General features: G+C 36.9%; 6 protein-coding genes. 1 reads left to right on the forward strand and 5 read right to left on the reverse strand.

Annotated features, from left to right (window positions below; translation table 11 throughout):
• Positions 1-247: 247 nt before the first annotated feature.
• Entirely contained in the window at positions 248-8,548 is an 8,301-nt protein-coding gene (locus QMO11_RS10060) for a hypothetical protein (RefSeq protein ID WP_282037120.1), read from the forward strand.
• Positions 8,549-8,754: 206 nt separating this feature from the next.
• Here the strand turns inward: QMO11_RS10060 and QMO11_RS10065 are convergent, their stop codons facing one another.
• The 5 genes from QMO11_RS10065 to QMO11_RS10085 form a co-directional block, all read right to left on the reverse strand.
• Positions 8,755-9,570, reverse strand: a complete 816-nt coding sequence (locus tag QMO11_RS10065) for a DUF3108 domain-containing protein (protein ID WP_282037121.1) — start codon at positions 9,568-9,570, stop codon at positions 8,755-8,757.
• Between the two features lie 57 nt (positions 9,571-9,627).
• Entirely contained in the window at positions 9,628-9,939 is a 312-nt protein-coding gene (locus tag QMO11_RS10070) for a thiamine-binding protein (protein ID WP_075601615.1), read from the reverse strand.
• 85 nt (positions 9,940-10,024) lie between these two features.
• On the reverse strand, positions 10,025-11,830 hold the full coding sequence (locus tag QMO11_RS10075) for an Ig-like domain-containing domain (RefSeq protein ID WP_282037122.1): 1,806 nt from the start codon (positions 11,828-11,830) through the stop codon (positions 10,025-10,027).
• Positions 11,831-11,869: 39 nt separating this feature from the next.
• On the reverse strand, positions 11,870-14,161 hold the full coding sequence (locus tag QMO11_RS10080) for a tetratricopeptide repeat protein (RefSeq protein ID WP_282037123.1): 2,292 nt from the start codon (positions 14,159-14,161) through the stop codon (positions 11,870-11,872).
• Positions 14,161-14,616, reverse strand: coding sequence for a QcrA and Rieske domain-containing protein (locus QMO11_RS10085; protein WP_075601618.1), 456 nt, complete (start codon positions 14,614-14,616; stop codon positions 14,161-14,163). The genes QMO11_RS10080 and QMO11_RS10085 overlap by 1 nt, the downstream gene beginning before the upstream one ends.
• Between the last annotated feature and the right edge of the window lie 29 nt (positions 14,617-14,645).

A 14,645-nucleotide genomic window follows, 5' to 3' on the forward strand; every position in this document is an offset into this window, starting at 1 on the left:
ACTAACGTTAATTATTTTGTAGTCATTATATCTAAGAAAATAGTTTATTGGTGGTGTTATTTGGATTGTTCATAAAAACTTTGTGCTTTGGGTTAATTTACCTTAGGTGCTAGTAGTTGTTTTTATGCGCTATTTATGAAACTTTTGTGAAGTTATTATGTATAAAGGCTTAAACACATACTACCTACAACTATAAAATAAAATGTGAAATTGCTTGTGATATTGGATTTATAAAAAAAACAGAATAATGATTAAACCTAATTTTTTGGGTAAGGTAAGAGAGGTTATATTGATCTCTATTTTCTTATTAGTAAGCGTAAACACTTTTGCGGAAACTTGGTATACACTCGCTAGTGGTGATTGGGATGACCCTACAATCTGGACATTAGATCCTGCTGGAGCGGTTTCTGTTAACCCGGGGAATACTTACCCTCAATTAACATCGGATAATATAGTTATACTATCAGGTAAAACTATCACGATGCCGGATGGTAATGATGAATACAATGCTGCTAATAATGGAGGAACAGCTAGAAATATATCAGTTACCTGTGGTGTGCTTACTGTCGATGGGCGTTTAGACTTTAGGAGTACTGAGCAATCGACTTTCACAACAATTAGAGGGGGAGGTAAAATTCTGTTAGGAAAGAATAATTTCCCTATTGGAGACCGTGTTCATTTTATAACTAAGGGACAAGGTGAAGGAACGGTGGTTTATTATAATGATTATCCATGGCCTTCGGATGAGGAGTTTTTCAATGTCGAGGTTGATTTTATAGACCTTACAGGGGATAGAAGGTTAACCATTAATAAAGAACTTACAGTTAATGGTAACTTAACTGTTAAATCAGGTAAAGTAGTCATAGGTGGGAACAATGGTCTAGCAAAAGTTAAGATATATGGTGATTTAGTTGTTGAAGCAGGAGGGCAATTGGTTACAGCAAATGATCCTGGAGCAAGTGGATATCATACTCTAGAGCTTTATGGTGATTTCATTAATAATGGTACTGTAAATTTTACTGATGGAGCTCAATATTCAGAACCAGCAAATAGTGCAGTTAAGCTTAATTTTTTGGGTTCTACTGATAATCAATTGATTTGTAATGGCACTACAAACTTGTATCGCATTTTTGTAAATAAAGGTGGTGATAAAACATTTGGAGTAACTATAAGTGCAAATAATATTAATAACTTTAAATTATTCGGCCCTGTAACAGGATCGACCAGCGATAATGCAGATGGTTCTAAAGGATACGAACGTCTTCCATTAGTTATAGAAAATGGTACGCTACAACTAGGTGATAATATTAAGATAGACCGTTTAGGGGAAAATATAAACGGTAGTGAACCTAAGGAATTTACTATACCAGAAACAGGAAGGTTGTGGATTAATGGGGCAGATGTAATAACATCAAAAGCTTTAGGTTCTGCAACTGATCATACGGGTATTTCTATCTTAGGAGAATTGAAAGTCTCGTCAGGTACTTTAACTACGCCTAAAAACTCATCAGGTTTAACCTATCGTGAAACAACGGGTGTAACCTCTCGTGTGGTTGTTGAAGGTGGTAATGTGTATACCACAGCTTTAAAGCGCCGTGATGGAGATACGCCAATAGCATACGTACAGAGTGGAGGTATTGTTGATTTTTTTGAACCAAGTGCATTTTACAATGATTGGGGAGGGGATGGAGCTAATGCCGTTTTTTCATTGTTGGATGCAGATGATACATTTGCAATGTTAGGAGGTGAAATGATTTTTAGATATGCTAATAGTGATCATGTTACTGGTATATTTATTAATTCAGATGCCGGCAACTATAATGTTACCGGAGGTACAGTAAAGGTGGCGATGGAAACAACATCACGTGATTTTTACATTCATTCCAGCGCACCATTTTATAATTTCATCGTCGCAGGTGGCACGTCCTCTCAAGGGGTTTATGTTACGCATGCTCAGGGAGGAGAGCATAGTGATTCATGGCCTGGTGGTCAAACTATTATAAATGATTTTACCATTGAGAGCGGAGCTTTATTTGGCGATAAAAAATGTCCTATTGAAATTGGAGGAGCATTTAATGTTGCAGGTACTTATAATCAAACCGGTAGTTTGCTTTTTAATGGAGCGCAGGATGGTGCCATAAATAATATAACAGGGAGCATTTTGAGTTTACCAGGTTTATATATTTATAAAGACAAACACCCTGCCGATGGGCAATATTATACGGTAGCAATGGGGGGTGATGATAATGTTAATATTGTCGGTGCTTTAAGCGTGCAACGAGGTGCGTTTGACCCGGTAGATTACTGGCCAACAGTTACCGGAGGTATTGTCATTTCCGATGGCGATTTAACATCCTCTGGTAATGGAGGGCTTGAGTTAACGGGCTCTTCGCCTACATTACAAGGTAAATTCGGAAAGGAATTTAATTTTGGGAATATAAGGCTTGGCGTTAATGTATCCACACTTTCATTGGCTACGGATGTCAATGTAGCAAATTTTGATTTCTATAATGGAGGCACTGGTAAAGTAAGTCTTGGTACATATAATTTAACCGTTACAGGCGATATTTCAAATGCTACTAGTGCTCGATATTTCTACACTGATGGGAATGCCTCAGATGGCGGATTGACTCTAGAATTTGATGTGCCTACAACTGCTAAAACTATAGCAAGCTATCATGTTGGAACATCTAGTAGTGATTATTCGACTGTTGTTGTGAAATCATTTGCAGGGCAATCAGTTTCAACCAATGGATTATTTACTGTCATTCCGGTTAATAATACTCACCCGTCAACAGATCCTAATGAAAAGGGGAGTGTGTTGGCGTATTATTGGAAGACTAAAGCTTCTGGTTTTGATGGGTTAGAAGATAGTCATGTTCAATTAGAATTTACGTCTTCTAAGAGTGTTAAGAATTTAAGTCCGGCATTCTTAGATAATTATGAGTGGTCCGTTGGGAAAAAACTTAATGGAGGAACTACGCTTACGTATGATTACACTACGAATAATTTTGCTTATGTAAAGCTCATTGATAGTGATTATACAGCAGCTACTGATAATGGGAATGGGCAAATCCCAATAGGAGCAGTTAAGGTCTATAGGAGTACAGGAGATCACACATGGGCTTCTAGTAGTTGGGAGTATTATAATGGAACAAATTGGGTTTCGGGGACTCCTGGGGCATATGATATTGCTATTGTTCAAGCAGGCCATACTGTTACTATAGATACTAACAACGAAGCAGCTTCTCAAGTGGAGATTAATGGGACTCTATTTGTGAGTTCGACATATTATCAGGATGAATGGAATCCTTTTGTTCCAATTGATAATGTTGATATTGGTATAGTAAAGGGATCTGGAAGATTGGTGTATGAGAATACCGTTGATTATGGCCCAAATAACATTATAAAAGGTGATCATAGAGAGCTGAGTGATACCCCAGGCGCGACCATTGAGTTTACAGGGATTGGTAACTATACTTTACCAGCAGCATCTCAAGTTGCTTATTATCCATCCCTTACGATATCAGGGAGTGGCATAAAAAGTACACCAAGCAATGGTGATGTACTTGTGTTAGGTGATTTATACGTTGATGATGCGCAGTTTAATATTACAAATATTTATAATGGTGAATTAAATATTGCTGGTAACCTGAAGGTAAATACCGGAACACTTTCTTTATCGGTTGAGAGTACACATCATACGTATGTCGGAGGAGATATAGAATTTACAGGTATGGGTACTATTGAAGGAGGTGGTGCCGAGAATAATATTTACTTAGAAGGCAATATTATTACTGTTAATGGATCAAAACTAGATTTCTCTTCAAATAAAAAGGCTAACGTGGTATTTCAAGGTAATAACTCCGTTCGTATTTCGGGTGCAGGAACTATCGATTTTTACAGAGTTTACACCGATAAGCCAGCAGCAGAGAAGGTGGAGTTTACGGCTGGTTTTAGTTTAAATGGCCCAGCTAATGATGCGACTAAGTCTTTGGTTTTACAATCGGGCGAGTGCCATCTTAATAATAGCAGTATCGATCTAGAATTAAATAATTCCGGGGCTTATGATTTTCCAATTCCGGCAGGTGCCACCTTGCGGGTAGATAATGGGGCAAAAGTAAGTACATCCTCAACTAATTCTGGTATTGAATTAGATGGTAGTTTATATCTTGAAAACGGGGCGCAGCTGGCGACTATTCGTCATATTGAGTACTCAGCTTCTGGGAATGCTTTGTTGAGTGTTAGTTCGGGAGCGATCTTAAATGTTGGCTCACAACTGCGCCGTAATGCAACAAGCGATAATGGCATATTGAGTTTTGTGCAAAATGGAGGTATTGTAAATATTGGAACTCAAAGTGCTGGAGTAAATAGTCGAGGAATGTTCGAAATAATGGGTGCAGGTAGCTCTTTCTCTCAAACTTCAGACGATATTATTACTATTAGCAATAATAACGGTAGTACCTCGGTACCATCTATATATTATCATCCCGAAACGGTTAATGTAGCTGCAGGTTCAGGTTTTGTAATAGATGCTTCTGGTGAGTTTGGAATTAATGCAAATCAACCGATAAATAGTATTGAGTTGGCTGCAGAAAGTAATGCCATTGCTAAATTATATACGAGTGCACTTACTTTAGAGGAGAGTTTGATAATTGGAACTAATTCTACTTTTGATGCCAACGACTTGTACTTATATGTAGAGGGAGATATCACCAATAATGGAACCTTTGCACCGGGTACTGGTGCGGTATTTATGACGGGAGAAGGCGATCAGACCATTAGTGGTACTGCTACATCTACATTGTTCTACGATTTAACCAAAATTAGCGGAACGGGTGAGTTGGGTATGGAGACAGAAGGAGTTGAAGTGAATCGTTTCTTAACGCTTGAGGATGGTTCCATCAATACAAATACTAACACCATTATTGCTAAAGGCGATGTGGTTAATAACGGCCATTTTGTAACTGAAAATGGTGATGGTCTTGTAATGGGAGGTTCAGAATTACAAGGTATTCAAGGACGTGGAAATATTGATGTATTAACAATCGATAATGCAGCAGGAGTTAATTTACCTACACAATCATCGGCTTTTGCAATTGGTAAAAAGTTAAAGTTGACTAATGGTATCTTTGATATTGGTCGGAATTTACTTGTAATTAATGATGAGGCTATTATTGTAGATGCTAGTGATGGTTTAACAGGTTTTAGTGCTGGTAATATGGTGCAAACCAACTTATCCTTTACTGATGCAGGGATCAAGAAATTTTTTCCGTCATCATTTTTAGGAGAGTTTGTTTATCCAATTGGATCTTTTGGAAAATATACGCCTGTAAATTTAGATGTTAGTGCTAATACTGCAAATGATGGTTCTATACGAGTAAAAGCTGCTAATGAAGCTCACGTTAGTGTGTTAGATCCTACTCGGGTTCTACAATACAATTGGACTTTAGATGCAGATCAAGTTTCAGGATTATCAGCAGATGTTGTTATGCAATATGAGAATGCAGATGCATTGGGGGATGAGAGTAAATATATTAATGCCAAGCTCTTATTAACTTCTGATGAGTGGAATAAGTCAGATGGAAGTATTGATATTACTAATGATCAAATAAAATATAGTTGGACAGGTGCTGATGAGTTGGTGATTGATGGTGATTATACTGCGGGTGAGCCCGATGCTATTCCAGATGTCTTACCTTCATATATTACTATGAAAGGAGGTAGTAACTGGGGGGATGAAAGTGTTTGGGCAACCTATGATCCTGTTACAGGAGATAAAGGTGCAGCTGGTGTTATGATCCCGGCAGGAGGGCCTTCGGGGGCAATTGTTTATATAGAACATGATATTACTTTACCTGCTACACCAAGTAAGGTTGCGTACAGAACCTATATTGAAGGAACTGGAATTATAGATGTTGGATCAACTCATGGGCATCGTTTAGGAACGGTAAGTGGAACAGGGACTATAAAAATTACTGATGGTGGAGTTTTGCCAGCAGGAACTTACGACGCCTTTATTGATGCAATTGGAGGAACTGTTGAATATTATGGTAGTTCAGATTATGACGTAATGAGTGAGTTACCCGTCTTTAATAATGTTATATTCTCAGGTTCTGGTAAACGTAGATTGCCCAATAATGATGTTGTCGTGGGCGGTGCCTTGACCATTGATGGTGCTACATTATCAAACGAATACAATGAAGTGCTTTATATTGCCGGTGATTTAAATTTAATAAACGGTGGTGTATTTGAAGCTAACCAAGGAACAACTTCTTTTGTGGGAAGTACAACTCAAAATATTGATAGTGAATTTTCAGCAAGTAATGCATTTTACAACTTCGAAATTGATAATCTAAAAGGGGTAAATGTCAATAGTAATATTGAAATAAAGAATAAGCTGAAACTCAAAAATGGAATAATAGATATTGCAAATGGATCGACCTTAACCTTAAGCTCTCATTCTAGTGATATTATTACAGGAGGTAGTAATGACTCTTATGTTTCCGGAAAAGTAAGAAAATATATAGTATCTGGCAGTAGTTTTGTTTACCCACTGGGAGATGGGTATCGCTATGGTTATATCAAAGTGCTTCCGCAAGGTGGGTCTTTAGGCTACTGGGATGCACAATATTATAGTCAAGGTAAAGACCATACTATTATATCAGATGATGTAAAGTTTGTTAGTAATAGCGAACACTGGCAGTTATCTGCTCCATACGAGGGAGCACTTGCAAAAGTAACTTTTAGGTGGGATGCCCTTAGCGGTGTTGATGCAAGCGATGTGCAAATAGTAAATTGGGCTGATAATACTGGCTCAGGTAATGTTCGAGAAGAATGGGATGTTTTACCTGTTAGTAATATAACGGGCGATAATAATTCAGGTACTGTTGAATTACAAAATTATTTAGAGTTCGGGTATAAAGCAGGAGAAGCTTATCATTACTTTACCTTCGGTTCAGAATCGGAACCGCCTGCATTTTCATGGACAGGCGACATAGATACAGATTGGTTTAAGGCTGGTAATTGGAGTACTTTTGAAGTGCCACATTCAGGTTCAGATGTTACTATAACAAACACAACTAATAAGCCTGTTGTTTCAGCACTAGGGCATGTGTATTGTAATAATATAGAGATACAAAAAGATGCAAGTTTAACAATTCAAGCTGGAGCACGTGTTGATATATTAGGAAGTGTAAGTTGTACAGATGCAGAGCAATTAACTATTCAAAACACTACTGATTTACCATCTTCAGTAATCATAGGAGGTGGTGTTAATCAAGATATTAAATCAGAGTGGACTTATGTCGAAGAACTAAGGTATTGGTATATTGGACAAGCTATTAACGGAGCCACAGTAAGTGATTATGGTACACAGGGCACAGATGTATTATTGTTAAATTATCCAGGTTCTTGGCGAGAGTTAGGCGATAATGAGGCTTTGGTTGGGAAGTTAGAGGGCTATAGTGTAATGTTTAAAGACCCAAGTACAAAAGTTGAAGTTACAGGAAGCATCAATAAAGGTGAATTAACATCAAGTCTATCAGAAGGTTGGCATTTAATAGGTAACCCTTATTTATCCTATTTAGATGTTAATCGTGAAGCAGCCTGGGATTTTGATAACGATAAAATAGACCAAACAGTTTGGATTAGAACTGATTTAGCTAGTGTTAGAGGTTTTGCTACTTATAATATTAGTGAAGGTGTTGGTGCCAATGGAGGATCAAACGAAATTGCGCCAGGTCAAAGCTTTTGGCTAAATGCGAATTATGCGGCTAATTTTAAGCTAAATGAAGCAGCACAAATTCATGGAGCGAATACACGTGGAGAGGGAGGTTTAAAATCTGTATCAACTGAAGAAAGAGAAGAGGTTTTTAGATTTACAATAGGCGATGGTGTTTATACCGATGAGGTAATTGCTGTATTCAGGCCTTATGGAAGTACAGTACTCACCTCGAGAGACTCAAAAAAGAGATTCGTTTCTAATGCTGATTTCCCTCAAGTGTATGCGATGAAATCATCAACCAAAGTTGTAATAAATATTGCCTCAAGTTTAAGTGATGAGCAAAGTATACCTATAGGAATAAATGTTCCAGAGAGCAAAAAATACGTTTTTAAAGCAAATAGTTTAAATACATTTTTACCCACGTATGATATATCTCTTGAGGATAAGTTAATGGGAGAGTATTATGATATTAGGATTAATCCTGAGCTTGAGATAGAAATGGATAAGGGAACAAGCAATGATCGTTTTGTTCTGCATTTTGCCCAACGTAGTACTGATTTAGATGAACAAATAATTGCAAAAAAACCAACTATTTATGCAGCTAATGGAATGGCTTATATAAACATCGACCCTGAGCAATTTAATAATAACACAGGAGGCTGTTTTGTAGAGGTTTACGACTTTGCCGGAAAGAAACATATTATTCAAAACCTATATGCAGCACAAACTCAATTAGAGTTGCCAGAAAGTAATAAGTTGTGGATTATTGTAGTGCGTATTGGTAATAAAAGTTACCACGAGAAAGTGAGTAGTTCTAAATAAAAGCTATACTAAATACATAAAAAAGCACCCACCTCATTCATTTGTGGTGGGTGCTTTTTTATAGAGTATTAGACTTTATATAGTCTTTTTAGATGGATAGAGGTTACGAGTTACTTCTAGGATGCTCCCAAGTAACTTTGCTCACAGGTTTAGTTTATTACTTGAGAAAGCAAGGGTATTTCATTATATGAATATTGAAAACAGGCTTACTTCGTTATTTCCGAAGTCAACGGATACCTAGCCCCTTCAACATCAACAAACATCGCTTTAACAGAGCCTACTAAAATCTTAGCTTCAACAACTACAGGTATGCGGTTTTTATCATCTGTAACATAAACAGTCATTCCTTCACCTGATGAAAAAATAGTTCCTTCTACTAACAGAGGTGTGAATTTTAAGCATCTAAATTTGCGTCCGTTGCGTGTTTTTACTTCTTGTTTACCTAAGTAACGAATGTATAGGTCGTGTATTTCTCCATCTACAATCATTCTAATAGGTATTTTATCGCCTTCGTTATAGTTTGAGAAATCAAGGTTGCGCGCCTTATAAACCATCGTAATTAAGTCTCCTGTGCAATCTTTTAATTCTATGGAGGCATCTTTGTAGTTTGCAGGCTCTCCTTTGCTGATATGAGTGTCAATTACCTTATTTTCGTAATCGAAGTTATATTGATGGTGCGATACTGTACTGCCCTCTTTTGTAACCCTATTGAAGAAAAGAGGGTTAAAATTACTCTTATCTATATAGGTTTCAAAGGTATCCCTAACTGTCATGAATTTATCGTAACTAGGATATGTTTTTCCGTAGGCAGATAAAAACCATGTGTCTTTATCATTATACGTTTTATCCTCCACTGAGAAGTGAACAATACCAGCATTTATCCATATAAAATGCCAATTATAATAAGCATGGTAGGTTACCACTTCGCCTGATTTAAAAGCAAAGTTAGTTACATTACATTGGCTATTGCTATTTTGTAGTAAGCCTACGAATAAAGCAATTACGAAAAGTAGTTTGCGCACTAGTTTGTTATTTAGTAATACTCAATAATGAGTTTATGGAGTCAAAACAATTTCGTATTAATGGTTCACAGGACCTATGTTGGATTCAATGGCTTCAATTTTTGATTCCATTCTTCCCATTTCTCCTTTTCTGGCATCAATTGTTATGCTCGAATAAACTCTTTCATGATCTTTCTCAAGCAAAGAGTATGCCTTGTTTACAATTTCCAAGGCTTCCTGCATGGTTTCGGTTTCTACAGTAGTGCTCATGGGGCTCAGTTTATAGCTGACTCCACTTTTTTTAATCATATCTAAAACCTGACTAACGGCTTTGCTTTTGCTAATGCCAGCATCTGTTGGAAACATGGCAAAATTGAGTAAAACTGACATATTGTTATATTTAAAATATTAAAGACATCTTAGTTACTAACACCTAACACCTAACACCTAACACCTAACACCTAACACCTAGTATTTATTCTCTCTTTTTCGCTTTTCGATTGTTTTTAACAAACTCGTAGATGTCAAATTCGTATGGATCCCATGAAATTTCTACATCCCAGTTCGCTCTTACGTTAACAGGCTCTGCATAGTAATATACTTTTTCTGGTTGACGTTTCTCAGAGTAATCACCCGGATCCCATTGCCCATTCATATTTTCATCAATCACTAATTTTATGATGTATGAACTAGGTTTGATGTATTGAAATGCTAATTTTCCTGATGCTGGAACATACTTTTGTTGTAATATATTTCCAGAGGCATCAAGTAGTTGTATCAACCAATTTTCTTCGGAGTTAGCAATATCCAGAAGGAATAATCCGTAGCTGTCGAGTTTCTTTACCGAAAATTGACTGCCAATAGAATCGGTATGTAGGCCATAAATATCAGTAATGGCTAATGAGTCTATCCCAAAACTATATTGCCCTCCTGGAGTCCATCTTGTTTTTACCCAGTATTTGCGTTTAAAGAAAGCATCTTGTTCTAATTCAAAGTCAAGTTGCTCGGTAATTGTATCTATTTGTTGGTATAAGTAAAGCTTCTCTCTATCAATATTAGCAATTGGCGTAGGCATTATAAAGGCATAGTTGCTATAAACATCAACTTGCGATGATGATTTCTGAACTTTAAGCATTTCTTTTTTCTCAACTTGATCTTTATCGCGTTTACGCTTACGTTCTTTTTTTACAAACTCAAAATGGAACATAGTTAATGTATCACGCATTAAAGCGGGATTAAATAACGTATCTAAAGCCATGTAGTTGAGTTCTACCTTTAGCGTATCTTTTTTATAAAGGTTGCTATCAGCTACCCAAACTAATACAGTATCATTATTTACAGAAGGTTCGTAAATGGCCCAATCCGGTCCAACAACTGTATCTATTGGAGTTATCTTAAATTCTTCAGCAGGATTGTTGAAAAAGAACGACATGGTATTTTTTGTCTTTCTTTCGTTACCTAACATGTATTGATTCCCATTGTCTTCTGTAAACAAAAACATTCTTACGTCATTGGGGCTATACACAAGCTGATCGTAATAGTATATGGAATCTTCATAAATTGTATCAGCAAATTCAACGTATTCCATCGATGGCGATACGATTGAGTCGAACCAAGCGATTTGTTCTGCTGGCTGATCAAACATGTAATTGTTATTGGCATCACCAAGTGCATATAATCTATATTCGCCCGGACTTAAGTTTTTAAGAGCAAAAAAGCCTTCTTCGTCTGTTTTAGCAAGACGTTCGGGTACGCTATTGGTAAATGCAGTATCGTTTAAGTTTTTGTGTGCTAAAATTAATATACCTTCCATTGGGGATAAATCTTCAGCATCCCAAAGATTACCCATGATGGCAAATGAATCTACTACTTCTCCGGTTGAAAACGAAAATACAAAACTTGGAATTGGGTTACCTTCATTATTATCTTGTATGGCATTACCAAAGTCGAAAGTATAGGTAGTATTTTCCTGGAATTCTTCTTCTTCGTCTAGTTTAATTCTAAGTTTTGCACCTCTAGCATCTATTGCAGGGCGCTTTTTAAGAGGGGGCGAAGTAACAAATTTATTGAATACATCATCAAGCTTAATGATTTCATCAAACTCAATGTTAATTGTTTTTTTGCGGTAATTGAGTGCATTAAGCTCAGGAGTTGATTTTTTGACAACTGGTGGCGTTTCATCCTTTGGTCCACCCGTTGGAAAACCTGGGTTTGCGCATGAGTATGCAATAATTATTAAGGCAACTATTGCAGGTATAAAACTATATTTGGTATTATGCATATCGGTTTAATATTTTAAAACTCAAACAAAAGAATAAAGCTATTTAATTAAAGCTTCAATTTGTGCTTTATCCTGAATATTCGGGAATTTTGCAAGTATGGTTTTAGCTGTTGCTTTTGTTTTATCGGCTTTATTATTTTTCATATATAAATTCAATAATGCCATATAGTTGTTTGCATCATTTGGATTGATGTTTATAGCCTTATTTAAGTATTTTTCAGCATTAGCTAATTCGTTTTTAAAGTCGTACATCATCGCTATGTTATACATTACCCTAGGATTATCAGGAGATAATTTAGCAGCCTTTAGTAGGTAAGTCATTGACTCATCGTAGCGTTGTCGTTCTGATAAAAACAAGGCATAAGTAAAGGTTGTAGATCCATCCTCTGGTGAATGTTTTAAGTAGTCGAGCAATAGCTTTTCTGCTTTGTTGTGCTCTCCTTTGTTGTTGTACAAGATGGCCAAGTTAACTTTAATAGCGTGTAATTCGGGATCTTGTTTTAGGGCTCTGATATAAAATTTCTCAGCCTGTTGCACATTATTGGTATTGTAATAAAAATTAGCCAAGTTGAACTTTCCTGATGGGAAATCAGCGCTATACTCTAATGCAGCCTTATAATCCTTATTAGCTTTGGCAAACTGTTTTTTATATTTTGCTGGTATCTGATCTTGCGAAACATTATTAAGCTTTGTAGCCGCTTCAATTCTCATGGCTCGTGTGGGATCACTTAATTTATCTAATACCTTATCAAGTGATTTTTCATCATCAACCATTAATGCTTGCAGTGCATTGTACCTAATGTGGCCGTTGAAATCATTCATAGCTTGATAAAGGATCTCTTTACTACGAGTTTGATAATGACGGCCCATATAACTAATGGCTGTAGCTCTAACAATCTCAGGATATACCTCGTCGTTATAAATATTAACTAAGCCTTCGTATCCAGCATCACTTCCTGTTAAAGCCTCTTTGAAAGCCTCACCATATTGCGATTTTTTACTAGTTCCGTGCCATTTGTCAACGTTATCCATAGCCCATTGCGTTGATTTATCGGCATGGCATTGGTTACAGGCATTTGGTGTTCCGAGTGTTTTGGTTAAATCCGGACGAGGAACTCTAAAACTGTGATCGTTTCTGTAATCCGGTCCCATATAAAATTTAGCAGGCATGTGGCAATTGATACAGCGTGTACCTTCGCCAACCTCAAACTTTACTCCATCATCAGCAATAACGGCTTCTCCACTTTCGCCATATCCTTTATGGAAGTGATGATTATAAGTATCGTAATCATCGGCACGGTGGCATTGTGTACAAAGTCTGTTGTCTTCGAAATGACGTTTGGTACTGTGTACATCATGGCAATCGTTACACTTCACATCGCGCATGTACATTTTACTTTGTGTAAATGAGCCATACACATAATCTTCATCCAATATTTGACCATCAATGTGGTAATTATCTGGCATAGGAAGATTTGGGATAGAGTGATTGTAAATGTCAGCACTGTGGTGGAAATCAGACATTGAACCTCTTCGTGTATGGCATCGCATACATAAATCAACATATTCTTTGTTGTCAATTCCGCTGGTTTTTAGTACTAAGCCGTAGTTGTTATCTGTATCTCGGGCATATTCTGCTTTAGCAGCCCATTTTAAGTGATTGGAAGCTGGTCCATGACAAGCCTCACAACTTACATTTATCTCACTCCAAGTGGTATTATAGCTATCTGACTCAACATCGTATCCTTTTACCAAGTTTGTAGAGTGGCAATCGGCACACATCCCATTCCAGTTTTGAGCTTGGTTGGTCCAGTGTAACCAGTTTGTACTTTCAATCATTTCAGTAGGATACACCTCTGTGGTCATATGGTACCACTTGTTGTTTTTTGAATCCCAAGTAATTGGTAAACACTGTAAGCGACCTCTGCTAAACTCAATTAAATATTGTTGTAAAGGGTAGTAACCGAAGGTGTATTTAATCTCGAACTCTTCCATTTCGCCCGATTCTCCATCTGTGTACACCATGAACTTACCATCTTTCTTATACATTTTATGGGTCATCCCATTGTACTCTAAAGTCTGGTTATTAAAGTCGCCAAGTACTGTAGAATCGTTTACATGTTGCATGGCTTTATCATGATCAGAGCCCACCCAACTATTGTATTCGTTTAGGTGACATTCTTTACAAGTTTCTTTACCCACAAATTGCGCTTCCTCATTAAGCGGTTCTGTACCTTGGTAGGTTCTGATAACCGTGTATAGCGGAATAGTTATGATGGTAACTAAAAGTGCAATTAAGCTGATACGTTCTATTTTTTTACGATTCTCCATTATGCGTAAGTTAATTGCGATTTTAAGTAGGATGTTCTTTTAAATGGTTTAGTAGTATCAATTAATACTTCACCATTTTCAATGATAACGGGAAATAAATCAAGCGGGCGAGTTGCTGGCGCGGCCATTACTTCTCCGTATTTATTAAATTTTGATGCGTGGCAAGGGCATGCAAAGCCTTTACTATCTTGATTAACTACACAGCCTAGGTGTGTGCATTTAATTGACATTGCAAGGAATCCGCCATCTTCAAACCGTCTTAAAAAGAATTGATTTGATAAATAAGGATAGGTCTTTCCGTTTGAGAAGTTCTCGGCACTACCCGCATTAAACAATTCCTTTTCGTTACTACTAACACTTGATTTGTTAATGCCTCCTTTAATAAGGTATATCGCTTCTAAGGCAGCAATTCCTGCCAATAGACGTTTTATGAATTTTCTTCTGTTGAATTTCATTTTATTTTCAATGTAAACGGAAAAGTAAT

The sequence above is a fragment of the Saccharicrinis aurantiacus genome, assembly GCF_947489045.1.
Lineage (GTDB): Bacteria > Bacteroidota > Bacteroidia > Bacteroidales > Marinilabiliaceae > Saccharicrinis > Saccharicrinis aurantiacus.

Excerpts from the sequence above, each read along its gene's own strand:
- QMO11_RS10070 (WP_075601615.1), bottom strand. The coding sequence starts at position 9,939 with ATGTCAGTTTTACTCAATTTTGCCATGTTTCCAACAGATGCTGGCATT.
- QMO11_RS10060 (WP_282037120.1), top strand. The coding sequence starts at position 248 with ATGATTAAACCTAATTTTTTGGGTAAGGTAAGAGAGGTTATATTGATC.
- QMO11_RS10075 (WP_282037122.1), bottom strand. The coding sequence starts at position 11,830 with ATGCATAATACCAAATATAGTTTTATACCTGCAATAGTTGCCTTAATA.
- QMO11_RS10085 (WP_075601618.1), bottom strand. The coding sequence starts at position 14,616 with ATGAAATTCAACAGAAGAAAATTCATAAAACGTCTATTGGCAGGAATT.
- QMO11_RS10080 (WP_282037123.1), bottom strand. The coding sequence starts at position 14,161 with ATGGAGAATCGTAAAAAAATAGAACGTATCAGCTTAATTGCACTTTTA.